Source organism: Catenuloplanes japonicus (genome assembly GCF_000717135.1).
GTDB lineage: Bacteria > Actinomycetota > Actinomycetes > Mycobacteriales > Micromonosporaceae > Catenuloplanes > Catenuloplanes japonicus.
The window spans coordinates 38,480-61,731 of sequence record NZ_JNXY01000041.1; the positions used below are offsets into that span (position 1 = coordinate 38,480).

The following is a 23,252-nucleotide window of genomic DNA, read 5'->3' on the forward strand; positions in this document are numbered from 1 at the left end:
AAAACGCGGTGACATGAAGACGGACGGCATAGGTGCGAGCGGGGTGGATCAGGGTGCGGGCCGGGCGGCGGGGGCGCACCCATCGGTGCCCGTCGAGAGTTACACTGAGTTTTTATCGCCCATAATGTCGTCGTCCGCTTCAGCGATCACCTCGGCTGCTAATAGCGTCGCCACCCGACAGGGCTTTCCACCGCCACGGGAATGCCCGGAGAATGATCCGCCGACGGTCTCTTTCGGGGGTGGCGGCGCTCCGGAGGGCGGTGCGCAGCTCATGACCCCTTTCGCGTCTGGCGTGGTGACGGTGTCAGCACAGAAAAGGTTGTCATGACGCAAATCGCGCCCATGGGGGCTGGTGGAGGCGCACATCCCACCGAGGTGGCAGACGGGGCGAACGAGGACTATCCGTGGGATGAATTCGACCCGGACGCCTACTTCATCCACAACTATCGCCATTTGCGTGATGACGATCGAGAGATTCTCAGTCAGGTCCGCGATTTCTTTGCGCGCGCCAACCTCTCGCCCGACGCACGAGGAATCGATGTCGGATCCGGCGCCAATCTCTATCCCGCGCTCTGCATGCTCCCGTTCTGCGACCGGATCACGCTCTACGAGTGGTCCCGCGGCAATATCAAATGGCTGAAGAAGCAGCTGCGCCGCCACGGACCCGCCTGGGAGCAGTACTGGCATCACCTGATCGAGTCCGGGCCGTACGCCGCCGTCGAGGACCCGTGGACCGACCTGCAGCGCAAGACGCGCGTCACCCACGGCAGCGTCTTCGAGATGACGGAGCGGGCGCTCGACATGGGCACCATGTTCTTCGTGGCGGAGTCGATCTCCAAGTGGGTTCACCAGTTCGAGTCCGCGGTCGGCGGCTTTCTCGGCGCACTTCGCCCGGACGCGCCCTTTGCCGCCGCTTTCATGCAGAATTCTCACGGTTACAAGGTCGGGAAGATCGACTTTCCGGCCGTGCCGATCACGGTCAGCGACGTCCGTCGGTACGTCGGCGAGTGGGCGAAGATCGACAATCTGTACGAGATCGGCATGGGCGACAAGCCTTTACGCGATGGCTATGATGGGATGATCCTCGTCACTGGCTGGCGACGTTAGCCTCCGGATTCCGGCGGCCGGCGCGCCTCTGGCTTTCGGATGGTTGATGGTGGATGCGGATTCGTCCTCGTCAAGAGCTTCTTGAGATCTGGCGCGCGCTCGCCGAATATTCGATTCGCGACGCCGACGGCAATGGCGACAAGGGGTGGAACTGGGAGGGCCGGGAGGGGCGAAACTCCATCAGCGATGCCGAGCAACTGCTCTGCCTCATGCTGCCGGCCACCCAGGTCGACCCGTTCGGTCTCGACCAGCCGGACGACACGCCCAGTGACATCCTCCAGGTGCTCCGCCCGCTCGGCGACGCCGTGGCCATCCCGCGCACGCTGATCCGGATCATCACGGAGTACTTCGAGCGGTACACCGCCCCCGACGAGACCCCGATCTTCTCCGGCGGCAGCTACTTCACCTCGGCCGGCGACGACGCACCCACCGCCGAGCAGCGCGAGCTGGACATCGTGGACTCCTATGCGATGTCCGTGCGCCTCGCGCTGGCCGTGCTCGGTTTCCTGCGCGTGCTCCGCAGCGTCGTCCGTGGCGCCACGATCCGCCGCGAGATGGACGATCTGGAGCGGATGGCCAGCCTGCGGCTGAGCGCGGCCATGGTCGGCCTGCTGCGCAGCTTCACGGTGTCGACGTTCGCGACGGACTCCACCGAGGGCCGGGCGCTGATCCGCACCGCCAACCAGGCGAATGTGCCCGAGCGCAAGGTGGTCTCCGAGCTGCGCCGGGCGCTGCGGGAGACGACCGCGGCGATCGCGGAGATGACGATCGGTTCCGGCCAGGCCACCGACGAGCTGGAGAATCCGAACAGGCTCTTCGAGTGCGGCTGGTCCTGGGGCATCGTCAACGGCGCGCCCACGATCGACACCACCGAGACGGTCGGCAAGCAGACCGAGGGCATCGCGCTGAGCGCGCCGTGGCTCTACTTCACGGTCGTCGCCATGGATGCGATCGAGGACCTGTTCTCCGAGCGCACCCGGATTCTGAACATTCTCAACGAGGAGCAGCAGCGCCTGTCCCGTGCCCTGCAACTGCGCTGGGACCTGACGAGGTCATATTGGGCGACGCTGGCCACGTTCGGCGGCGGGCGCCGGTGGCCGCTGGAGGACATCCCGTGGCGCACCACGGACGATGTCGAGTCCGACTACCTGAGCCTGCTGGTCACCTCGCTGGTCGTGCACGACCTGGTGCAGCGGCGTGGTTCCGACGCGGAGCTGTCCCGGGTCGGCTTCGTCCTCACCGAGCTCGGCAACCGGGGCCGGATCAGCCGCCGCCCGCTGGAGGACGACGAGCCCGCGATGCGCATGCACGCGCCGGGCGTGCCGTTCGACCTGGTCGGCAGCGAGGACCGGGGCGGCCCGGTGCTGCGCTGGTCCGCCACCGACTTCGCACCCCTGCTGTTGCAGCGCACCACGCGTATCGCCGGCCTGATCAACGACACCGACCGCCGGGCCAACCTGCTGGACCTGGCGGACCGCACCTGGGACCACCTGGCGGAGCGGCGCTTCGACACCGGGCCGAGCCGCAGCCTGTGGGACCAGCCGGGTGACGTCTTCCCGACCATCGCCACGCGTTACGACCTGCCGTCCTGGTACTACACCGTGCGCGTGGTGCTGGGCGTGGTCGGCGCGACGCGCGTGCTGTTCAGCAACCCGCTGCGCAGCCCGACGCTGACCGAGTTCGCGCTGGAGCTGCTGACCGAGGCGGAGCACCTGTTCGACCAGGAGCTGCTGAGCCGTCCGCTGGGCGACAACGAGAAGATGCGGGGCACGTTCACCGGCATCGGCGCGAGCCTGACCCGGGCCCGCGAGATCGTGCAGGACCGGCCCGCCACCGCGATCGCGCTGGCCAGCAAGGTCCTGCGGGACATCGACGCGCTCGCGGTCGCCCGCGCCGACGTCGAGGGAACGGACTGATCGCCCGTGTTCGTCTTCGCGACCTCGGACAAGGGCGGCACCGGCCGGTCCGTGACCACCAGCAACCTCGCCTACCGCACCGCGCTCCAGGGGGCGAACGTCTGTTATCTCGACTTCGACTTCGGCTCGCCCACGGCCGGTGCGATCTTCGACATCCCCCAGGCCACCCACGGTACGAATCGGGGCGGCGTCCATTCGTACCTGGACAAGGGCCCCACCGGCGGCACGGTCTCCGAGCCGCACCGCATCGACGTCTGGACCGAGTCGGACCGCGCGAGTCTGCGCCAGCGTCCGCCCGGCTCCGGCAGGCTGACGCTGATCCCGGGCGATGTCGGCGGCGGCGAGTTCCACACCACGAAGTACGCGATCGAGCGCTGCCGGCAGCTGTTCCTGCGGCTGCACAGCGAGTTCGACCTGTGCCTGGTCGACCTGAGCGCGGGCCGCTCGCACGCCACCCACATCGCGCTGGCCGCGCTGACCGACCCGGCGCTGCGGCAGATCACCGCGCGCTGGCTGGTCTTCCACCGCTGGACGCAGCAGCACGTGCTGGCCGCGTCCTCGCTGGTCTTCGGCGAGAGCGGCATCCTGGAGGCCGGCGTCAAGGCCGGGCACGACCCGGACCAGCTGCGTGATTCGCTGCGCTTCGTGCGTACCGCCGTGGTCGATCCTGATTCTTCCGAGCTGTCCGGGCTGAACGCGACGCAGCTCGCCTGGCTGCGCGAGTGCAACGAGAGCCTGATCGCGCTGGCCCGGGAGAACCGGGTCGGCCGCACCGCGATCCTCGGCGTCATCCCGCACGACCCGGTGCTGCAGTGGCGCGAGCAGCTGATCTCGGACAACGACGTGTGGGCGCGCAAGGTGGCCAACGCGCAGACCGTGGAGGCGTTCACGGAGCTGGCCAAGAAGCTCACCGACGACGCCGCGTGGGAAGTGCTGTGACCAGGGCCGACCCGGTGTTCCGGGAGACGTCGGCCGAGCCTGCCGCGCGGAACGTGCCGCTCGCTCACCTCTCGCTGGAGCTGGGGCACCTCTACCGGGAGGACCTGGCCATGGGCCCGGAGGGCCTGGTGCGCTACTTCCGGGCGGTCGCGCCGTGGGCCGCCGCGGCGCGAGAAGCCTGCAGAGCAAGACTCGTCCGGGGTACGCCTCGCGTCGCGACCTGCTTCCTCATCGACGACTACTTCGCGCCGTTCGGCCGGCCCGACGAGATCATCCCGATGCTGATGGAGTGCGCGGCCGAGGCGGAGCTGCCGATCGACTACATCGCGCGCGAGGCCGGCTGCGCCGTGGCGGACGGTGTGCCGCTGGCCCAGCTGGTCGAGCACCACATCGTCAACGATCCGGTGCCCGGCAGCAACGGCGACCGGCCGCCGGCCTCGGAGTCCGGCTGGCTGTGCAACGGGCAGCGCAGCCCGCACACGGCCGCGGCGCAGGCGATGGTCGACTCACCCGGCTGGAGCCCGCCGCTGGAGCACGCCGCGAACCGGCATTCGATCTTCGCGGACGTGCAGCTATGGGACGAGACCGGCGGCGAGCGCACCTGGTCGTGCGCGTTCCTCGCCGCGGTGTGGCAGCTGCTGCGGCTCGGCCTGTTGCGCGACCGCGACGAGCCGGTGGCGGTTCCCCACCCGGTGCCGGCCGTACTGCCGGACGACTGGCGGCAGGTCCCGTCGATCCTGAGGATGAACCCGCGGGCGGCCCCGTTCTCCGCCTACCGCACCGTGTCCGTCCTGGGGAACCGCTTCCTCAGCACGGAGCACGGCGTGCGCACGATCCTGAGCCAGATCGCGGTCGAGCGCGCCGCCGCCGATCAGCTGCTCCAGCGCGCCGACGCGGAGGGGTTCGCGCTGCCGGCCGACCTGACGCGACGCGTGGAGTACATCTTCGTGGACCTCTGAGCGTCAGCCCTTACGCAGGATCGGCGCGAGAATGGTGTCGCGCTTCCAGTAGAGGCAGTCGGCCGGCGGCACCACGCGAATGATCTTGTGGTCGATGTTCTTGCGGGCGAACCCGGCGTCCAGCAGCATCTGCAGGTGCTCGGGCCGGAACTGCGTGGGCTCGTCCGAGAAGTACGTGAAGATGCCGCCGGGCTTCAGCAGCCGGTACGCCGTACCGGCGAAGTGGGCCTGGTTCTGCACCTGCGACTCGTCCAGCGGATAGGCGTCGTGCAGGATGCCGTCGAAGCCGCCGTCCCGGAAGACGCCGTCCGCGTTCTCCGCGATCACGTCGTAGGAGACGCCCTCGACGATGCGGACCAGGCCGGGCCGGTGCTCGTCGCGGAACTTGCGGGCCAGCGCCGCCACGTCGCGGTTGGCCTCCACGATGACGTGCTCGGTGACGCCCCGGCCGATGCCGCGCTGGTCGTAGAACCGGCTGATGAACCCGGCCGAGATGCCCATGCCGAAGCCGATCTCCAGCACGCGGCCGCCGTTCAGCGTGGCGATCCGGGCCAGCTCCTGCATGTAGGGGCGCTCCCAGTCCTCCATGACCGGGTGGCCGAGAATCTTCAGTGAGTGCTCGTCCACGGTGGCGGGCGCGGCCTTCCAGCTGTCCGGCTCGTAGAAGCCGACCTCGGTATACATCCCGTGCAGCTCTTCGCGAAGGCGTAGCTCGTCCGTTTGTTCCCTAACGACACTCACGTCTGACAACTCCATTGTGGGCAGATCGGGCGGCGCTCATTGTTCACGCCGCCAGGTGCCGGGCACAAGCGCGTCCCCCGCCAGTGTCGCATGCTCGTGCTCCGAAACCGTGTCCCTTTTGCCAGATTTTACGGCATTTCGCGAGCGGAGTCCCAGAGGTCGTCGAACCATCGGATGCGGTCGCGAACCCGATCGGGTCGCATCACCAGCCGTGTCGTGGCGATGATCGCCTTGGCCGAGTGGTCGACGCTGGACGCGCGCGTGGTCTCGTAGCTCAGCGAGCCGTCGAACACGATGAAGTCCAGCAGCGCGTTGCGCAGCGTGCCCGGCACCGCCCTCGGCTCCAGCACGCGCGCCTCGATCCCGGCGGCCCGGTGCAGGTCGGAGAGGTGTCGCAACTCCTCGTCGTCCTCACCGGTGGGCTGGTCGAGCACCATGATCCGCCGGACCGTGACGCCGCGCTTGACGGCCTGGCGCTGCGCGTCCAGATAGCGCTGGCCGAGGTCGCTGGTCCACAGGCCGCCGCCCTCGAACACGCCCTTGCTGCCGGAGTCCACCGTCATCAGGCTGACCGCGTCGATGCCGACCGTGGAGTCCTCGGTGAGGCAGAGCAGCCACTCCCGGTCCTCGCCCTCGTAGATCGCGTCCGCCTTCTCGCTGAGCTCACGCAGCAGGTTCGACGTCCGGCGGATCTGCGCGCTGGCCAGGCTCTGCACCAGCGGCGGCGTGGTCGGGCCGATCAGCGTGGAGTGGCGGACCAGCGTGGTGACCTCGTCCGGCCGCATCGTCGACGTCTCCACCAGCCTGAACAGCTCGGTCGCCTCGTTGAGCTTGTGGAACCGCGTCTCCACCAGATCCTCGACGTGCTGGGTGTGGTCACGCTGGTGGGTCTCCACCTTCTGGAGGCGATTCTCGAAGTCATTCAGGAATTGCACAATCAGGGTGATTCCCCCGATCAGCACGGAGAGCGTGAATCCCGCGATATTCGGTTTGTCGACCAGGCTGGTAATCACATAGGCGATGCCCGCGGTGAGCGTGGTGGTGCCGACTTTACGTAGAAGTCCCACCGGAAGCTTTTCCCGGTCATCCGTCGTATTCTCGATCATCCGGTCATCCCTCGCTGTCTCTCGTCCCCGCTCAGAACCGCGATGGCGTTCACGGTGACCTGGTCCCGGATCCGGCTCACGCACGCGTTCCACTGCCGCGTGAAGCCGGGCCGGCGTTCCATCCGCTCCCAGACCGGGAGCAACTCCTCGTCCACCCGGGCCGCGGGCATCCAGAGGTGCAGCAGGTGATCTATGGCCGGACGGAGCCGCCGGACGCTGCGCGCGTCCGCGGCCGCGGACGTCAGGTTCCGGTCGATCAGGTCCAGCAGCGTGGTGAGCAGCCAGTCGTGCAGCGCCAGGTCCTCGCAGAGCGTGACGGTCGCGTCCAGCCGCTCCGCCGGCACGTCCACCCGCAGCGTCCGCAGCGTGGGGGACACCACGGTGAACTGGAGCGCGTCCGCGCCCTCGACCGCGGCCCAGCGCAGGCTGGTGGGCGCGGTCCGCAGCGTGATCCGCCGGTCCAGCGACGGGGAGCGCTGCACGTCGTCCATCGCCCGGTCGCAGATCGCGCCGAGGTCCAGCGTGCCGGGCGTGCGGTCCGCACCGAGGAAGCCCTGCGCCAGGTCCAGGTCGTTGCCGCGGCCGATCGTCTCCACCTGGCCGGGGTGCCCCAGGTAGTGCGCCCAGGGGAGGCGGCGGCCGGTGCCGGGGCGGATCCGGGTGTACGCCGAGCCCTGCAGCACGTGCCCCTCGGTCACCGCCGCGCGGGTGAGCACCGTGCCGACGCCGCGCACGCTCGCCCTGCTCCGCGCGCTCAGCGGGCAGTCCACGCCGACCAGCCGCTCCGGCGACGTCGCGTGGTGAATGGGCCGCTCGGACACGCGGACCCGCTCGCCCAGCACGAGGTCGAGCAGGCGCGCGGCGTCCACCTTCGACAACGCGGTGGAGTTCTGGATCAGGCCGGTACGCACCTCGCCCAGCACCAGCATCGAGCCCCCGGGATTCATTGTGACGACGGGACCACGGACGGTTACCCGGCCGCCCATTCTCTAATGGAACTTGCCTGACTGTCGAGATCGCTATGCTCCTCCCGGCCCATTGTGCGCAAACGGCTGGACGCGCTGAAGATCGCATATACCACTGTGGTGCGCGTGCGCGTTACGCTCGAATAATGGCCCGTTCAGGCATTGACGTCCTTGTAATCGGCGCCGGCGTTTCCGGCATCACGACCGCGCTGCGTCTCGCCGAGCGCGGCCACCGCGTGCTGATCCGCGCGCGGGAGCTGCCGCACGAGTCCACCTCGTGCGCGGCCGGCGCGCTGTGGGGCCCGGTCGTCGCCGAGCACGAGCGGGTGACCGAGTGGAGCGACGAGACGCTGGAGGCGTTCCGCACGCTCGCCGCGCATCCGGAGGCCGGCGTCCGCCTGGTGCAGGGCCTCGAGGCCTCGCACACCGGGATGGCGCCGCCGGTCTGGCTCCGCGACCTGCCCGACCTGACGCTGGCGGACCCGGCCACGCTGCCCGCCGGCTACCTCTCCGGGTGGCGGTACACCGCACCGATCGTGGACATGCCCGTCTACCTCACCTACCTGGTCCTGCGCGCGAAGGACGCGGGCGTGCAGATCGAGCAGGGCGAGGCCGCCTCGCTGACCGAGGTGCCCGCCGGCTTCGACGTGCTGGTCAACTGCACCGGCGCGGACGCCCGCGCGCTGGTGCCGGACCCGGAGGTGGTGCCGGTCCGCGGCCAGCTCGTCGTGGTGGAGAACCCCGGCATCGACGAGTTCTTCGCCGACGCGGAGGACGCGGCCGAGATGACCTACTTCCTGCCGCACGGTGACCGCATGGTCCTGGGCAGCACGGCCCACCCGGCGCGTACGGATCGGGCCTGGGACCCCGCGCTCGCCGAGCGGATCGTGGCCCGCTGCGCCGAGGTCCGCCCCGAGCTGGCCGGCGCGCGCGTGCTGGACCACCGGGTGGGCTTCCGCCCCACGCGCTCCCGCGTCCGGGTCGAGCGCGAGGCGATCCCCGGCGGTCACCTGGTGCACAACTACGGTCACGGCGGGGGCGGGGTCAGTCTCTCCTGGGGTTGCGCCTCCGCCGCGGCGGACCTGGTGGAGGCGCCCTGACCGGCCGGACCCAGCTCGTGCGCGGCCGCCCACAGCGCCTCGAACCGCTGCCGCTGCCGGTCGATCCGCCGGCTGTCCATGAACAGTGACGTGCGGATATACATCGGCAGGCCGAAGCGGTGCTTCGTCGGCGCCAGCTCGTTCTCGTAACTGACCACGTCGTCGAAGAGGATGAAGTCGGACACGAAGCGAATGCCCGCGATCCGGATCTCGGCCAGCGCGATCGCCCGGACCCGGATGCCCATCGCCGCCTGCTCGTCGTAGATCTCCCGGAAGTCCGCGTCGGCGAGCAGATCCTCGTGCTCCAGGATGAAGAGCCGGCGGATGGCCACGCCGTTGCGCAGCGCGCGGGCCTGCGCCTCCAGATACCTGCGGCCCAGCTCGGTCCGCCACAGGCCCTCGTCGAGGAACCGGCCGTCGTGGTCGCGAGAGCCCGGACTGATCGCGTCCAGCGTGGAGGCCACGTGGTGGGTCAGCGCGAGCAGCCACTCCCGGTCCTCGCCCTCGTAGGTGGCCTCGCCGCTGCCGACCTGGCGCAGCAGGTGGTCGGCGTACTGCAGCTGCGCCCGAGCCAGGTTCACCACCAGCGGCGGCAGCTCGTGCCCGACCTGCAGCGCGCTGTGGGCGACCCGCACCACGTCGTCGCGCAGTGGTGAGTGCTCGACCCGGCCGTACAGCTCCGTGGCCTCGCTGACCGCGGCGAACTTCTCCGCCAGCAGGTCGCGCAGCTCGCCGGTGAGCCGCCCCTGGCCCGCCTCCACCGCGGCCACCCGCGTGTCGAACTCGGCGAGCAGCTGGACGACCAGCACCACGCCGCCGACGAAGAACGCGAGCATCACGGCCTGCGCGGGCGGCTGCTTCACCAGCGCGCCGATCAGATAGGTGGTGCCACCGACGACGGCGGTGATCAGGATCCGTGCGATCAGACGGCCACGGCTCATGAGGCTCCTTCGGTCCTCACCTATGGTGACCCATCAATGTCGTTGCGTGAAGGGTCATCGTCGGCCGGGGGTCACCAGGCCGTTCTCGTAGCCGAAGACCACGGCGTGGACGCGGTCGCGCAGGCCGAGCTTGTTCAGGATGCGGCTGACGTGGGTCTTGGTGGTCTGCTCCGCGATGAACAGCGCCTTGGCGATCTCCGCGTTGGACATGCCCATCGCCATGTGGCGCAGCACCTCCAGCTCACGCTCGGTCAGCGAGTTCAGCGCGGTGGAGGCGGCGGGCGCGGGCGGCTGGGAGTTGATGAAATTCTCGATCAGGCGTCGGGTGATCCGCGGCGCGAGCAGGGCCTCGCTCTTGGCGACCACCCGTACCGCATGCATCAGCTCTTCGGGTTCGCTGTCCTTGAGCAGGAAACCGCTGGCACCGGCCCGCAACGCCTCGTAAACATAGTCGTCGATGTCGAACGTGGTCAGCATCAGCACGCGCGGACCGTCCGGTGCGGCGCCGACCACCTCGCGGGTCGCGGCGAGGCCGTCCAGCTCCGGCATGCGCACGTCCATCAGGATCACGTCCGGGCGCAGGCTGCGCGCCCGGTCGATCGCCTGCCGGCCGTTCTCCGCCTCACCGACCACGGACATGTCGGGCTGGGAGTCCAGGATCGCGCGCACGCCGGCGCGGATCATCGGCTGGTCGTCGGCGACGAGGATCCGGATCATGCGAGACCTTCCGAAGGGGCGAGCGGGAGACGGGCGGTGACACGGTAACCGCCGTCCGGGCGGGCGCCGGTGTGCACGACGCCGCCGGCCAGCCGCGCGCGCTCACGCATGCCGACCAGGCCGTGCCGGGCGCGGCCGGGTTCCTCGATCAGGCGCGGTGGCGAGACCGGCAGGCCGTTGACCACCTCGACCAGCAGCTCGTCGCCCTCGACCGCCACGTGGACGCGGGTCGGGGCGCCGGGCGCGTGCCGGATGACGTTGCTCAGCGACTCCTGCACGATCCGGTATGCGGCCAGGCCGACCGTGTCGTCGTGCAGCGCGCCGGACACCTCCAGCGTGACCGGCACGCCGCCGCGGCGGGCGGACTCGGCCAGCTCACCCAGGTTGCGCAGGTCCGGCATCGGGCGCAGCTCGCTCTCCGCGCCGTCGTCGCGCAGCAGTGCCAGCAGCGCGCGCATCTCGCGCAGCGTGGCCCGGGTGCCGGCCGCGATCCGCCCGAACTCCGCGCGCGACTCCGGATCGATGTGCGGGATCCGGTACGCCGCGGACGTCGCCTGCATGTGGATCACCGACATGCTGTGCGCGACCACGTCGTGCAGTTCCCGGGCGATCCGGTTCCGCTCCTCGACCAGCGCGCGCTGTGCCTGCTCCAGCTCCACGTCGCGGCGGGCCTGGGCCAGCTCCCGGCGGACCGCGCCACGCTGCCGCCAGGCGATCGTGCTGAACAGCACCAGCACCGAGTTCGTCGCGTAGATGATCAGCCCGGTGTCGCCCTCGTCGAGCGTCCGGCCGCGCGGGTCGGCCATGGTCAGCACGATGCAGAACAGCGCGGTGGCCCACCAGGTCACCACCGCCTCCTGCCAGCGCCACCGCAGCCCGACCAGGCCGATGTGCGCGCTCAGCATCAGCATCACCGGTGGCTGCAGCGGCCACAGGCCGTGCGCGCCCTCCTGCCCGAGCGCGAACACCAGCACGGCCGCGAGCTGCACCGCGGTGGCGATCCGCGGGTTGCGCAGCGCCAGCGGGAGCGCCGCACACTGCGCGGTCGAGGCGGCCCAGGCCACGATCAGCGGCACGTCGTACTCGTCCGTCATCACGATCGCGGTGACCACCAGCAGCACGCCGGCGACCGACCCGACCAGCAGCCACCACTGCCTCGGTACCCCGTTCACGTGGGCGACGTTACCGACCTGAGCATGCGAAAGCGTCCTCCTGGCGGGTCATCGGGCCCCCTACGGCAGAGCTACGCGGGACGGCTCCGCCGGTGGACGACCGGGGCGACAACCGCGGCCGACAGTTCTCGGCATGGATCCGTACACCTGGCTCGGCCCGCTCGTGCTGGTCGAAGGACCGGCCGCGACGGTCAGCGCCGGCGCGATGGTCGGCGCCGGGCTGGCGCGGTTCTGGCCGGTCTGGGCGATCGTCGTGCTCGCGGAGGTGGCCGGCGACAGCCTGCTCTACCTGGCCGGGCGTGCCTCGGCCCGGCCGGGGGCGGCGTCGCTGCTCGCCCGGTCCGGCCGGGTCGGCGCATCGGCCACGCGAGCACTCCGGCGGCTGCCGGGTGTGCGCGCGCTGCCGGGACCGGCGGCGCTGCCGCGGCTGGTCGTCACCGCGAAGCTCCTCGACGTGCTGGCGGTCCCGGCGTTCGTCGCCGCGGGCGTCGCGCAGCTGCCGTTCCGCCGGTTCGCTGCCTGGGTGACGGCCGGTGCGGCCGTGCGGGCGGCCGTGCTGCTCGGGCTCGGCGCGCTGTTCGGCAGCTCGCTGACCGGGCTGCTCGCGCTGCCCGGCGGATTCCTGCTGCTCACCGCCGCCGTCGCGATCCCGATCGCGCTGATCCACCTGGCGGCGACACACCACCGCACGCTGACCCGCCTCGTCCGGAAACCCCGCGGGCACCACACCAAGGAGAACACCCCATGCGCATCCTCATCGGCGCCGACACCTACGCCCCGCACGTCAACGGCGCCAGCTACTTCGCCCAGCGTCTCGCCGCCGCGCTGAACGTCCACCACGAGGTGCACGTGGTCAGCCCGGCCACCGGCTACCGCAGCCGCACCCGCACCACCGAGGGCGGCATCGTCGAGCACCGGATCCGATCACTGCCGATCTGGCAGCGCCGGGACTTCCGGTTCAGTCTGCCGGTCGGGCTGCACGCGGCCGCCGGCCGGATCCTGGACGAGGTGCGGCCCGACGTCGTCCACGTGCAGAGCCACTTCCCGATCTGCCGCGCGCTGATCGCGGCCGCGTATGCGCGCGGCATCTTCGTCGTCGCCACGAACCACTTCATGCCGGAGAACCTGACCCACTACCTGCCGCTGGCCCGGGACCTCGTGCACGACTGGGCCTGGCGCGACGCCGCCCGCGTCTTCGCGAAGGCGAACGTGGTCACCGCGCCCACGCCGTACGCGGCCGCGCTGGCCATGGTCGCGGGCGTGCCCGGACCGGTCCTGCCGATCTCCTGCGGCATCGACCTGACCAGGTTCTCGACGCGAGGCGATGCCGCCGGATTCCGCGCGCGACACGACCTCAAGGACACACCCACCATCGGGTACGTCGGCCGCCTCGACGCGGAGAAGAATCTCGACGTCCTGGTCCGCGCGTTCGCGGTCGTCCGCCGGATGACGGACTCCCAGCTGCTGCTGGTCGGCACCGGCGCGCGGGAACGGGCGCTGCGCGCGCTCGCGGCCGAGCTCGGTGTGGCCGACGACGTCCGCTTCGCCGGTTTTGTCCCGGACGACGAGCTGCCGGACGCGTACGCCGCCTGCACCGTCTTCGTGAACCCCGGCACCGCGGAGCTGCAGAGCCTGGTCACGCTGGAGGCGATGGCCTGCGGCCGCCCGGTCGTGGGCGCGAACTCGGCCGCGCTCCCGCACCTGATCGTCGACGGCGAGACCGGCTGTCTGTTCCCGCCCGGCGACGTGCGCGCGCTGGTCCGGCGGCTGCTGTCGATCCTCGACGACCCGGCGCACGCGGACGCGCTGGGCCGCAACGCCCGCGCGGTGGCGGAGCAGCACGACGAGTCCCGCACCGTGGCCGCGTTCGCCCAGCTCTACGGCATCGCCCGGGTGCCGGCCGGCCCGGCACGGCAGCCCGGCCCGGTGCTGCTCAACGGCGGCGACCGCAACGGTCACGCGCGCGGAACGGGCCGCGCGGACACCGGACGCCGCGCGGCCTGAGGCGGGCACCTTCCGCACGGAACACGCGGCGATCGGGGAAGCCGTCGGCCGCACAGGGGGCTCCTGCCGCGCGGAACACGCGGCGATCGGCCGCGCGGCGGACTTCACCCGCGCACTGGCACGCGCCACGCGCGCCAGTGCGCGGACCTGTCCGTCGGCGCGATGGAGACGGGCTCCTCACGCGGGCGGAACCGGCTCCTCCAGCACCGTCAGCAGCAGCGCGCCGAGCTGGTCGAGCTGTGCCGGGGTGAGCGGGCCGAGCGAGGTGCGGACCACCGCGCTCGCCCGTTCCTGCCCGGCCGCGCGGATCCGCTCGCCCTTCTCGGTGAGCCGGTGCCGCACCGCGCGGCCCGGTCCGGGCACGCGCTCGATCAGGCCGCGGTCGGCCATCCGGACCGCGAGCGTGCCGAACGCCTGGTCCGTCTGGAACGTCAGCTGCGCCAGGTCGTGCAGCGAGGCCTCGGGGTTGCGGTGCAGGTGGCGCAGCGTGTCCCACTGGACCAGCGAGACGCCGAGGTCGGCGAGCGCGGCCGTGAGCGTGCGGTGGTGGCGGTGCTGCACCCGCTTGATCAGCAGGCCGACGTCCTCGGGTTCCATGCCGCCATCCTATATCAGGTTGCTTATATCAACATGCTGATATAGCGTCGGCGGCATGACCGAGATCTACGAAACCGGCGCGGGCCGCGCCGTCCTGCTGCTGCACGGCGGCGCCGGCCCGATGTCCGTGTCCGCCTTCGGCGACCTGCTCGCGGCCGAGTTGCCCGCCCACGTGCGCGTCCCCACCCACCCGGGCTGGAACGGCACGCCCCGCCCGGACCACCTCGACTCCGTCCGTGACCTCGCCCGGCACTACGCCGACCTGCTCGACGGCAGCGACGAGGACGACGTCACCGTCATCGGCAACTCGATCGGTGGCTGGATCGCGGCCGAGATCGCGCTGTGCGGCAGCCCGCGCGTCGGCCGCGTCGTGATCATCAACGGGGTCGGCCTCGAGGTGCCCGGCCACCCGGTCGCGGACTTCTTCTCGCTCACGCCGCCGGAGCTGGCCGCGTTGTCGTACCACGACCCGGAGGCGTTCCAGATCGTCCCGACCGAGGCGCAGAGGGCCGCGATGCCCGGCAACCGCGAGGCGATCGCGCACTACGCGGGCCGCACCATGCAGGACCCGACGCTGGCCGGCCGCCTCGCCGCGGTCACCGTGCCGGTCATGGTGCTGTGGGGCCAGAGCGACCGGATCGTCGACCCGGCCTACGGGCAGGCCTACGCGGACGCGATCCCGGGCGCGACCTACCGCCCGCTGCACGGCACCGGCCACCTACCACAGGTCGAGACGCCGAAACTCGCGCTGGACGCGGTCGCCGAGTTCATCGCCGGGTGACAATAGGCCGATGCTGGATCAGGTACGCGCCCTCGGCCCCACGCTCCGCGAGCTCAGCCCCACGATCGACCGGGCGGCGGCCGTACCCCCTGAGATCGTCGATGCTCTTCTTGATCTTGGGGTGTTCCGGCTGGCCACGCCCGCGGCCGCCGGTGGCCTGGAGGCCCCGCCCGAGCGCATGGTGGAGATCTTCGAGGAGCTGGGCCGGGCGGACGGCGCGACCGGCTGGGTCGCCATGATCGGCGCGGGCACCGGCATCGCGCTGGCCTGGCTCGAACCGGACGTGGCGAAGCGGATGCTCGCGGACCCCCGCTTCCTGATCGCCGGCGTGGCCGCGCCGATGGGCCGCGCGGAGCCGGTCGACGGCGGCTGGCGGCTGACCGGGCGGTGGGCGTTCTCCAGCGGCTGCCGGCACGCCACCTGGCTGGTCGCCGGCGCCATGACCCCCTCGGGGGTACGGATGTGCGTCCTGCCCGCGGCCGACGTCACGATCCACGACACGTGGCAGGTGATGGGCCTGCGCGGCACCGGCAGCCACGACTTCTCCGTGCACGACGTGTTCGTGCCCGCCGAGCACGTGTTCAGCCTGGCCGGGCCGCCGTACGCGTCCGGTGCGCTGTACCGGATCCCGCCGTTCACCACGCTGTCGATCGGCATCGCCGCGGTCGCGCTCGGCATCGCCCGCGGCGCGATCGAGGACTTCACCGCGCTGGCCGCCACCAAGCCGGGCCGGCCGGCGTTCCGGAACGCGGTGGCCGAGGCGACCGCGCTGCACCGGTCCGGCCTGGCCTACCTGCAGAGCGAGCTGGTGCAGGGCGGCGCCGGCAAGGTGCGGCGCGCGGCGCAACGGCTGGCGATCGCGACCGGGACACGGCACGCGGCCCGCGCCGTCGACCTGCTCTACAGCGCCGCCGGCGGGACCGCGGTCTACGACGCCGGGCCGCTGCAGCAGCGCTTCCGCGACGTGCACGCGGCCACCCAGCACGCCATGGTCTCGGCCGACATCGTGGAGACCGCGGGCGCGGTCCTGCTGGGGGAGAAGGTCGACAGCACGCGGCTGTGACTACTCGATGAGTGCGTGTCCGGGCTCGTTCGCGGCCTGGAACATCACGACCGGCGTGCCGTCCTCCTTCGCGACCAGCCAGTAGTGGCCGGAGTAGGACGTCTGCTCGTAGGTCTCGCCCGGCGCGAGCGTGGAGTACGGCGTCAGCGTGCCGTCCTCCTCCAGCCACGAGATCACGTACGCCTCGTCGCCCTGGTTGTCGAACGTGATCCGCGTTTCCTCACCGCTGCCGACGCCGGTCGGTGCGGTGTCTGCGGCCAGCGCGGGCAACTCCACCCAGCCCGGAGTGTCCGGCGTGTCCGGTGTCTCCTGTGCGGGCGTCGGGGCCGCCTTGTCCTCGGGCATGAGCAGCACGGCGGCGCCCAGCGCGACCGCACACAGCACGGCCCCGCCCGCGAGCGCGACATGGACGATCCATCGGCGATTCGGGTTGATCACGACAGAACGGTAAGCGGCGATGTCCATCACCCCCGCGGAGGGGTGACGCACACCACTTGAACACCGTTTAGGATTGAACGCCGTTCAAGTATGCTGCCCGGTATGCAACTGAAGCGTGCGGACGTCGTCGCCGGCGCCATCGCCCTGCTCGACGACGACGGCCTCGACGGCCTCACCATGCGCAAACTCGGTGCGCGCCTCGGCGTGCAGGCCGGCGCGATCTACTGGCACTTCAAGGACAAGGAGGCGCTGCTCGGCGCCATGGCCGACCGGATCATCGGCGAGGCGCTCGATCCGCCGCTCGCGCCCGGCACCTGGGACGCCCAGCTCACCGAGTACGCGATGCGTGCCCGCCGCGCGTTCCTCGCCCACCGCGACGGCGCCCGCGTCGTCTCCGGCACCTACGTCCAGGAGCAGAACACGGTCTACGCCGGCGAGATGGGCGTGCGCCTCCTGACCGACGCAGGCTTCCCGCTCGACCGGGCCGGCTGGGTGCTCTTCGCACTCGAGTACTACATCCTCGGCCACACCATCGAGGAACAGGCCCAGCAGCAGGCCGGCGACTGGGAGGACCGCGGCATCGAGGACACCGAGCTGCTGCGCGCCATGAGCGACGTGGTCCGCTCCGACCCCGAGGAACGCTTTGCCTACGGCCTGGAGCTCTTCCTCGACGGCGTCCGCCTCCGCCTGAAGCAGGCCCGGTCATGATCCCGAAGGTCAAGCGCTCCCGGGCTCGCCGCGCGCTCCCGCTCACCGTGCTGGCCACGACCCGGATCAGCCCGTCGTTCGTCCGGATCACGCTCGGCGGCGAGTCGCTCGACGGCTTCACCGCGCACGGCCGCGACCACGCCGTGCGCCTGTTCTTCCCCCGTCTCGGTCAGGACGGCCTCTGGCTGCCGAGTTTCGGCAACGACGGCTGGATGGCGGAGACGCTGTTCCAGCCGCTGTCCCGCCGCCCCTGGGTGCGCACGTTCACCATCCGCGCCCACCCCCCGCTTCGCTGGAGCTGGACATCGAGTTCGCGCTGCACGGCGATGCGGGCCCGGCGTCCGCCTGGGCGGCCCGCACCCGCGTCGGCGACCCGGCCGGCATCGTCGACGAGGGCTACACCTATCTCCCCTCGCCCACCGCGCGCCGGATCCTGCTGGCCGGCGACGAGAGCGCGCTGCCCGCCGTGCTGTCCATCCTGGAGGGTCTGCCGGCGGACTCCACCGGCGACGTGTTCCTGGAGGTGCCGTCCGCCGCCGACGAGCGCACAAACCTCAAAAAGCCGCCGGGGGTACGGGTGAGCTGGCTCGCCCGCGACGACTCGTCCGCGCTCGCCGCCGTGCGGGAGTCCGCCGTCGATGCGGACTACGCCTGGGTCGCCGGTGAGGCGAAGCTCGCCACCGGCGTGCGCCGGCACCTGGTCGACGAGCGGGGCATGGCGAAACAGCACATCGCATTCATGGGCTACTGGCGGCACGGCCGCGCAAGCCTCGGCTGAGGAGGATTTATGACGATATCTATCGAAACATCCGCACAGCTCCGGGACTACGTCAAACGCCCGCTGAAGGTGATCGCGGAGAAGGGCATCGACCACATCGACGCCGCCTCCCGCCGCTTCATCGAACTCAGCCCGTTCTTCCTGGTGGCGACCGCGTCCGAGGACGGGCTCTGCGACGTGTCGCCGCGCGGCGACCCACCCGGCAGCGCCGCGCTGGTGCTCGACGACCACACGCTCGCGTTCCCCGACCGCAAGGGCAACCGGCGCCTCGACAGCCTGGAGAACATCCTCCGCAACCCCCACATCGGCCTGCTCTTCCTGGTCCCCGGCTCCGGCGACACGCTGCGCGTCAACGGCTCCGCCCGCATCGTCGCCGACGCCCCCTATGCCGAGCGGCTGGCGGTGCAGGGCGTGGTGCCGCGGCTGACCGTGGAGGTGCGGGTCGAGGAGCTGTTCCTGCACTGCAGCCGCGCGTTCGTCCGGGCCTCGCTGTGGGACACCGGCACCTGGCCGGAGCGCGCGGACGTCCCGAGCGCCGGGCAGATGGCCAAGAGCCAGGCGGGCGTGCCGCTGCCGGTCCCGGCATCCATGATCGACGCGTTCATGAATCGCGGAGCGAGGGACACGTACTGAGAACGGGCCCGGCCGACACCGGCCGGGCCCTCTCTCACGCGATGATCAGGACGACACCGCAGTCGACGTAGCCGCCCATCCCGCCGGGCGTACCGGCCGCGGTGGTGTAGCCGAGCGTGACGATGACCTGGTACGGGTTGCCGCCCGGCAGCGCCCGCACCGTACCGGCCGGGACCGGGATCCTCGCGGTGTAGGCGCCGTTCGCGGACGTGACCGGGATCGGCCCGGCGGTCAGCGACGAGTCGTTCGGCCCGGCCACCTCGTTGATCGTCAGGCGCAGGTTCCACTCGCCCGCGATCAGCGGCACGAGCGTGCCGGTCAGCTCCCACGAGACCTCGACGGCCCATGCGTCGCCGGCCTTGATGACGTCCGGCGGGTTGCCGCCGGAGTCGACGACGACCGCCTCGACCCGTCCGGCCAGCTGGGCCGGGCTCGGCGGTGGGACCTGGAACGTTCCGGTGGACATGTGATCACTCCGATCGTGGTGGCGCGCCCGGTGTGGTCGCGACATCCGGCCTGTCGGCGGCGCGGTCCCGCCCGGCCCGGCGCCCGGTCCGGTTGTGCGGATGGCAGCGACATCCCGCATGATCCGAACCGGTCGCGGCCCGGGGCGCGACAGTGAGGTGTGGGCGCGTTCCCGACTCTGGTGCTGGCGGCGACCGCCCGCCTGATCCGGCACCCGCTCGTGCCGGCCGCGCTGGCGCTCTCCGCCGCCTGGAGCCTGATCCCGGCGGTCCGCGACTCGTCGCTGATGGCCTCCGCCCCGGGCACGCCGCTGAACGTGTTCCTGGTGCTCACGCACGTGCCGAGCATGCCGCTGGGCGTGGCCGTGCTGTTCGCCGCGAACCTGCTGGCCACCCGCGACCGGCGGGCCGGCACGGCCGAGCTCCTCGCGGCCGTGCCCGTGCCGCTCCGCCGGCGGACCGCGGCGGCGCTGCTCGCGGTGCTCGCACCCGCGGTGCTGACCGGCTGCTTCACCGCCGTCCAAATGATCATCTTTCACCGGTACGGCCCGCAGCCGGCCCGCTGGCCCAGCCTCGGTGAGCTCGCGGTGCAGCCGGCGACCGTGCTCGGCGGCGGTTTGCTCGGCGTCGCGGTCGCCCGGCTGGCCCCGTGGCCGGGCGCTGCCGCGGCGACGCTGGCCGGGCTGGTCGGCGCGTTCACGCTGCCCGCCTCCGCCGGGCGGCAGGAGCTGCTCTCGCTGGCGCCCTGGCGGGAGATGGCCGTCCAGGACGACGCCGGCGTCGTCTCCTACCTCCCGGGGTCTCCCGGCTGGCACGCCGCCTACCTGTGCTGCCTCGGCGGCCTGGCCGCGATCGCGGCGCTGCTGGCCACCCCGGGCCCGCGCCGCCACCTGCTGCTGTCCGCGGCCGTCGCGGTCACGGCCACCGTGGTGACCGGCTGCGCGCAGTTCGGCTGACCGGGTGCCGCCGGCCCGGCCGGCGCCACGCCTGGATCACTGGTGGCCCGGTGAACGTCGCGGCGGCCGGACCTCACCCGCCGGAGCATCGACCGGCCGCAATGCCCGGCCGATCACGCGTCGCCCGTCGGGTCACCGCAGCTGGAGCCAGCCCGTCACGGCCGCGCCCGCGCCCGCCGCCGTCGCGCACAGCAGTGGCCGGCGCCGCGGGCCGGGCGTGGCCAGCAGCGCGCCGCACGCGGCCAGCGCGCACAGGCAGCCGAGGTAGGCGACGTGCCACGCCGGGTCGGACCAGCCGTCCGCGAGGTCGCCGAACGGGAACAGCGCGGCGAGCGTCAGCCGGAGCGTGCCGTGCGTGTACGCGTTCACCACCGCCATCACGGTACCGGCCAGGCACAGCGCGGCGGCGGGCGCGCCCCGCAGGGGCAGCCACAGCGCGGCCATGATCCCGAGCAGGCCGGCGCCGAGCAGTCGTACCGGTTGGACCGCGAGCTCGGCCAGGCCCGGCCAGCGCAGCGGCACCGCGCCGGCGTACCGGTAGAGGATCGGGGTGGCCCCGACGATCACGGCGGTGAGCACGGCGGGACCGGCGGCGGCGCAGAGCAGCGCGCGGACGCGGCGGCGCGCTCCGTAGGGGGTCACGGCGATGAGCTCGGCGGTTCCGGCACGCCGCTCCCGGCCGGCGGCCCGGAACGCGGCCACGATGACCATCGGACCGAGACAGAAGCTCTGCACCATCGTCATGCCCTGGTAGACGTAGAGCGGTTCGGTCAGCCGCGCCGACTCCGCGGACATGCCGATCGCCAGCACGGTCCCGGCCAGCACCAGCGGGTGCCGCAGCAGCCGGGCGGCCTCCCGGAGCGCCAGCGCCGGCGGTGTCACGGCGACCGGACCAGCAGCAGGTAGGCGTCCTCCAGCTGCGGCGCCACGAAGTCGACGCCGGGCGGCGGGTCGCCGACGTTGCGGTACGCGCCTTCGCCGGTCCGCCAGGCCAGCATCGCGCCGGGATCCCGCGTCCCGGACGTCCACACCCGGCCGCGCGCGGTCGCGGTCAGCTCCGCGGGCGGCCCGGCGAAGACCGTCCTGCCCTCGCGCAGCACCACGATGTGCCCGCACAGCGCGGCCAGGTCGTCGCTGTGGTGCGAGGAGAGCAGCACGGTGCGGTCCTCGCCGAGCCGGGACAGCAGTTCCCGGAACAGCAGCCGCTGCTCGGGGTCGAGCCCGGCCGTCGGCTCGTCCAGGATGAGCAGCGCGGGGTCGCCGAGCAGCGCCTGGGCCAGTGCGAGCCGTCGCCGGGCGCCGCCGGAGAGCGTGTGCACGCGCCGCCCGGCCAGGTCCGCGAGGCCGACCAGGCCGAGTACCCGGCGTACCTCCTGATGTCTTTTGCGGGTGTGGGCCATCTCCTTGAGGATCGCCACGTAGTCGACGAACTCGAACGCGGTGAAGAACCGGTGGATGCCGACGTCCTGCGGCAGATAGCCGAGCTGTCGCCGGATGTGCCGGCGCGTGTCGTCGCTGTGCGGCGAGAGCCCGAACAGGTAGGCCGCGCCGAGGTCCGGGGTGAGCACGGTCGCGGCGATCCGCAGCAGCGTGGTCTTCCCGGCGCCGTTCGGCCCGAGCAGGCCGGTCACGCCGACGCCGGCCCGCAGCGACACGTCCCGCAGCGCGAACGTCCGCCGGTACCGCTTGCCCAGCCCGGTCATCTCCACCGTCGGCATGCTCATCGGGGGTCCCTGCCGAACTCGAACACGTGCCTGCCCAGCACCAGCGCCGCGCCGGCGACCAGCGCGATCAGCAGGTAGGCGAGCTGGAACCCGGTCGTGAACGCGGTGAACGACACCGCGCCCATCGGCTCCGGCAGCCACAGCCAGCCGGTCCAGGCCAGCGAGACGCCGGCCGCGGCGGTCCCGGCGTCCCAGCGGGCCGACAGCGCCAGCGTCGCCGACACCAGCGCCAGCGCCGGCAGCAGCCATCCGGCGGTCAGGAAGCCGTCGTCGAGCAGCAGCGCGCCGATGCCGGCGGCCAGCCCGGCGCTGGTGGTGAGCACGGCGAGCGCGCGGATCAGCAGCAGCCGGAACCGGGAGTACGGCACCGCGACCGTCACCTCCCGGATCGGGTCGAGCGGCCCGGAGAACGCGGCCGCGACCCCGGCCACCGGCAGCAGCGGCGCGAGCGTGAGGAAGAACAGCCGGCCGCGGTCGCCGGCGTCCGCCATCAGCGCGGCGAACCCGAGCATCAGCGCGATGCCGGCCAGCCAGTTCAGCCGCAGCGACGGCGTGGTGACGATCAGCCGTGCGGTGTCCGGGCGCACCCGGAACCAGGTCAGCAGCCGCTCGGCCGGGCCGGGGCGCGGCGCGTCCAGCTCGGCGGCGATACCGTCCCAGATACGGTCGAGCCGGTCGCCGGGCACGGCCGCGCCGATCGTCGCGCGGCAGGTGGCGCAGGCGAGCAGGTGGGCCTCGACGGAGGCGGACCGGGCGTATCCGGCGGTCCCGTCCGCGTACCACCGGGCCAGCACGGGGTCGATGCAGTCGTCGTTCATGCCAGCTCCTCCCGCAGGGCCGCGCGGGCGCGCATCATCCGGGTCTTGACCGTGCCTGCCGGGATGCCGAGCAGCCGCGCGGCCTCCCGGGTGGTGAGCCCGTCCAGGACCGTGGCCTGCACGACCGCCCGCAGCTCCGGCGAGATGCGGCCGAGCGCGCCGCCGAGGTCCCCGTACTCCACGCCGACCAGCACCCTGTCCTCGGCGGACGGCTCGGTCTGCGCGGACTCATTGATGTGCAGCGCGGCGGACCGCTGTCCCCGGAACCGGTCGATGAGCCGCCGGATCGCGATGCCCCAGATCCAGGCCGCGACGTCGCCACTGCCCCGGTACCGGCCCGCGCCGCGCCATACGGCCAGGAACGTGTCCTGGACGACCTCGTCGACCAGGCCCGGGTCCGCGCAGCGGCGGGACAGCCGGTGCACCAGCCAGCCGGTGTGCCGCCGGTACAGCGTCTCGAGCGCGTGCCGGTCACCCCGGCGGAGCGCGGCGACGAGCTCGCCGTCGGCGCGCGGATCGACGTCCATGCACCGACTGTCGTACCCCCGGGGCGTGCCGGTTCGGCCCACCGGCAAGCGCTCGCCATCTGCGTGACCGGGCATCCCCGCGGTCCGGACCGGCGGCC

General features: G+C 72.0%; 26 protein-coding genes and 1 pseudogene. 14 read left to right on the forward strand and 13 right to left on the reverse strand.

Annotated elements, in window-relative coordinates; all coding sequences use genetic code 11:
• Positions 1-324 precede the first annotated feature (324 nt).
• Genes OP04_RS43335 through OP04_RS43350 form a run of 4 tightly spaced genes read left to right on the forward strand, consistent with a single transcriptional unit; the run spans position 325 to position 4,921 of the window.
• Positions 325-1,107 carry an SCO2525 family SAM-dependent methyltransferase gene (locus tag OP04_RS43335; protein ID WP_085067244.1) on the forward strand — a complete coding sequence of 261 codons (783 nt, stop codon included), beginning with the start codon at positions 325-327 and terminating at the stop codon, positions 1,105-1,107.
• 53 nt (positions 1,108-1,160) lie between these two features.
• Positions 1,161-3,023, forward strand: a complete 1,863-nt coding sequence (locus OP04_RS43340; RefSeq protein WP_033345870.1) for an SCO2524 family protein — start codon at positions 1,161-1,163, stop codon at positions 3,021-3,023.
• Positions 3,024-3,029: 6 nt separating this feature from the next.
• Positions 3,030-3,962 (forward strand): SCO2523 family variant P-loop protein, encoded by a 933-nt coding sequence (locus OP04_RS43345; RefSeq protein WP_033345871.1) that lies wholly within the window; start codon positions 3,030-3,032, stop codon positions 3,960-3,962.
• Positions 3,959-4,921 (forward strand): SCO2522 family protein, encoded by a 963-nt coding sequence (locus tag OP04_RS43350; RefSeq protein ID WP_085067245.1) that lies wholly within the window; start codon positions 3,959-3,961, stop codon positions 4,919-4,921. The genes OP04_RS43345 and OP04_RS43350 overlap by 4 nt, the downstream gene beginning before the upstream one ends.
• A gap of 3 nt (positions 4,922-4,924) precedes the next feature.
• On the opposite strand, the gene OP04_RS43355 is transcribed toward OP04_RS43350, so the two are convergent.
• The 3 genes from OP04_RS43355 to OP04_RS43365 form a co-directional block, all read right to left on the reverse strand.
• Positions 4,925-5,662, reverse strand: a complete 738-nt coding sequence (locus OP04_RS43355) for a class I SAM-dependent methyltransferase (protein WP_157241131.1) — start codon at positions 5,660-5,662, stop codon at positions 4,925-4,927.
• A gap of 128 nt (positions 5,663-5,790) precedes the next feature.
• Positions 5,791-6,768 (reverse strand): DUF6879 family protein, encoded by a 978-nt coding sequence (locus OP04_RS43360; protein WP_051799959.1) that lies wholly within the window; start codon positions 6,766-6,768, stop codon positions 5,791-5,793.
• Positions 6,765-7,715, reverse strand: coding sequence for an SCO2521 family protein (locus OP04_RS43365; RefSeq protein WP_051799960.1), 951 nt, complete (start codon positions 7,713-7,715; stop codon positions 6,765-6,767). The genes OP04_RS43360 and OP04_RS43365 overlap by 4 nt, the downstream gene beginning before the upstream one ends.
• Positions 7,716-7,879: 164 nt before the next feature.
• Between OP04_RS43365 and OP04_RS43370 the strand changes: the two genes are divergently transcribed.
• Positions 7,880-8,833 carry an FAD-dependent oxidoreductase gene (locus tag OP04_RS43370; protein WP_033345872.1) on the forward strand — a complete coding sequence of 318 codons (954 nt, stop codon included), beginning with the start codon at positions 7,880-7,882 and terminating at the stop codon, positions 8,831-8,833.
• On the opposite strand, the gene OP04_RS43375 is transcribed toward OP04_RS43370, so the two are convergent.
• The 3 genes from OP04_RS43375 to OP04_RS43385 are packed head-to-tail and all read right to left on the reverse strand — an operon-like array spanning position 8,761 to position 11,663.
• The gene (locus OP04_RS43375) at positions 8,761-9,774 is read right to left on the reverse strand and encodes a hypothetical protein (RefSeq protein ID WP_033345873.1); all 1,014 of its coding nucleotides are present in this window, start codon (positions 9,772-9,774) and stop codon (positions 8,761-8,763) included. The genes OP04_RS43370 and OP04_RS43375 overlap by 73 nt on opposite strands.
• Before the next feature lie 54 nt (positions 9,775-9,828).
• A complete protein-coding gene (locus OP04_RS43380) occupies positions 9,829-10,491 on the reverse strand; it encodes a response regulator (protein WP_033345874.1) in 663 nt (220 codons plus the stop codon).
• Positions 10,488-11,663, reverse strand: a complete 1,176-nt coding sequence (locus OP04_RS43385) for a sensor histidine kinase (protein WP_051799961.1) — start codon at positions 11,661-11,663, stop codon at positions 10,488-10,490. Before OP04_RS43385 ends, OP04_RS43380 begins: the two co-directional genes overlap by 4 nt.
• Before the next feature lie 133 nt (positions 11,664-11,796).
• Between OP04_RS43385 and OP04_RS43390 the strand changes: the two genes are divergently transcribed.
• The gene (locus tag OP04_RS43390) at positions 11,797-12,492 is read left to right on the forward strand and encodes a DedA family protein (protein ID WP_033345876.1); all 696 of its coding nucleotides are present in this window, start codon (positions 11,797-11,799) and stop codon (positions 12,490-12,492) included.
• Positions 12,408-13,667 (forward strand): glycosyltransferase, encoded by a 1,260-nt coding sequence (locus OP04_RS43395; RefSeq protein ID WP_063746875.1) that lies wholly within the window; start codon positions 12,408-12,410, stop codon positions 13,665-13,667. Before OP04_RS43390 ends, OP04_RS43395 begins: the two co-directional genes overlap by 85 nt.
• Positions 13,668-13,844: 177 nt before the next feature.
• On the opposite strand, the gene OP04_RS43400 is transcribed toward OP04_RS43395, so the two are convergent.
• Positions 13,845-14,264: a MarR family winged helix-turn-helix transcriptional regulator gene (locus tag OP04_RS43400; protein WP_033345877.1), complete on the reverse strand. Its 420-nt coding sequence runs from the start codon at positions 14,262-14,264 to the stop codon at positions 13,845-13,847.
• 55 nt (positions 14,265-14,319) lie between these two features.
• Here OP04_RS43400 and OP04_RS43405 point away from each other — a divergent pair, with 55 nt between their 5' ends.
• Together OP04_RS43405 and OP04_RS43410 are read left to right on the forward strand one after the other, a co-directional pair.
• Positions 14,320-15,045, forward strand: a complete 726-nt coding sequence (locus tag OP04_RS43405; RefSeq protein WP_033345878.1) for an alpha/beta fold hydrolase — start codon at positions 14,320-14,322, stop codon at positions 15,043-15,045.
• A 10-nt stretch (positions 15,046-15,055) separates the two neighbouring features.
• Complete coding sequence (locus OP04_RS43410; protein ID WP_063746876.1) at positions 15,056-16,108, forward strand: acyl-CoA dehydrogenase family protein; 1,053 nt, start codon at positions 15,056-15,058, stop codon at positions 16,106-16,108.
• Here the strand turns inward: OP04_RS43410 and OP04_RS43415 are convergent, their stop codons facing one another.
• Positions 16,109-16,546, reverse strand: coding sequence for a VHL beta domain-containing protein (locus tag OP04_RS43415; protein WP_198154195.1), 438 nt, complete (start codon positions 16,544-16,546; stop codon positions 16,109-16,111).
• A 102-nt stretch (positions 16,547-16,648) separates the two neighbouring features.
• Between OP04_RS43415 and OP04_RS43420 the strand changes: the two genes are divergently transcribed.
• The 4 genes and pseudogenes from OP04_RS43420 to OP04_RS43430 all read left to right on the forward strand — a co-directional run bounded on the left by OP04_RS43420 (position 16,649) and on the right by OP04_RS43430 (position 18,665).
• Complete coding sequence (locus OP04_RS43420; protein ID WP_033345880.1) at positions 16,649-17,254, forward strand: TetR/AcrR family transcriptional regulator C-terminal domain-containing protein; 606 nt, start codon at positions 16,649-16,651, stop codon at positions 17,252-17,254.
• Positions 17,251-17,472, forward strand: a pseudogene (locus OP04_RS56915) (siderophore-interacting protein); the annotation flags it as partial. The gene OP04_RS43420 and the pseudogene OP04_RS56915, both read left to right, overlap by 4 nt.
• 80 nt (positions 17,473-17,552) lie before the next feature.
• On the forward strand, positions 17,553-18,032 hold the full coding sequence (locus OP04_RS54145) for a siderophore-interacting protein (RefSeq protein ID WP_456297626.1): 480 nt from the start codon (positions 17,553-17,555) through the stop codon (positions 18,030-18,032).
• A gap of 9 nt (positions 18,033-18,041) precedes the next feature.
• Positions 18,042-18,665, forward strand: a complete 624-nt coding sequence (locus OP04_RS43430; RefSeq protein WP_033345881.1) for an MSMEG_1061 family FMN-dependent PPOX-type flavoprotein — start codon at positions 18,042-18,044, stop codon at positions 18,663-18,665.
• A 34-nt stretch (positions 18,666-18,699) separates the two neighbouring features.
• On the opposite strand, the gene OP04_RS43435 is transcribed toward OP04_RS43430, so the two are convergent.
• Positions 18,700-19,131, reverse strand: coding sequence for a hypothetical protein (locus tag OP04_RS43435; RefSeq protein WP_033345882.1), 432 nt, complete (start codon positions 19,129-19,131; stop codon positions 18,700-18,702).
• Between the two features lie 159 nt (positions 19,132-19,290).
• On the opposite strand from OP04_RS43435, the gene OP04_RS43440 reads away from it, so the two are divergent.
• Complete coding sequence (locus tag OP04_RS43440; RefSeq protein ID WP_033345883.1) at positions 19,291-20,085, forward strand: hypothetical protein; 795 nt, start codon at positions 19,291-19,293, stop codon at positions 20,083-20,085.
• Between the two features lie 132 nt (positions 20,086-20,217).
• On the opposite strand, the gene OP04_RS43445 is transcribed toward OP04_RS43440, so the two are convergent.
• Genes OP04_RS43445 through OP04_RS43460 form a run of 4 tightly spaced genes read right to left on the reverse strand, consistent with a single transcriptional unit; the run spans position 20,218 to position 23,154 of the window.
• Positions 20,218-20,967, reverse strand: coding sequence for an ABC transporter permease (locus OP04_RS43445; protein ID WP_033345884.1), 750 nt, complete (start codon positions 20,965-20,967; stop codon positions 20,218-20,220).
• Positions 20,964-21,809: an ATP-binding cassette domain-containing protein gene (locus tag OP04_RS43450; protein WP_051799963.1), complete on the reverse strand. Its 846-nt coding sequence runs from the start codon at positions 21,807-21,809 to the stop codon at positions 20,964-20,966. Before OP04_RS43450 ends, OP04_RS43445 begins: the two co-directional genes overlap by 4 nt.
• Complete coding sequence (locus tag OP04_RS43455) at positions 21,806-22,627, reverse strand: zf-HC2 domain-containing protein (RefSeq protein ID WP_051799964.1); 822 nt, start codon at positions 22,625-22,627, stop codon at positions 21,806-21,808. Before OP04_RS43455 ends, OP04_RS43450 begins: the two co-directional genes overlap by 4 nt.
• On the reverse strand, positions 22,624-23,154 hold the full coding sequence (locus OP04_RS43460) for an RNA polymerase sigma factor (protein WP_033345886.1): 531 nt from the start codon (positions 23,152-23,154) through the stop codon (positions 22,624-22,626). The genes OP04_RS43455 and OP04_RS43460 overlap by 4 nt, the downstream gene beginning before the upstream one ends.
• Positions 23,155-23,252 lie beyond the last annotated feature (98 nt).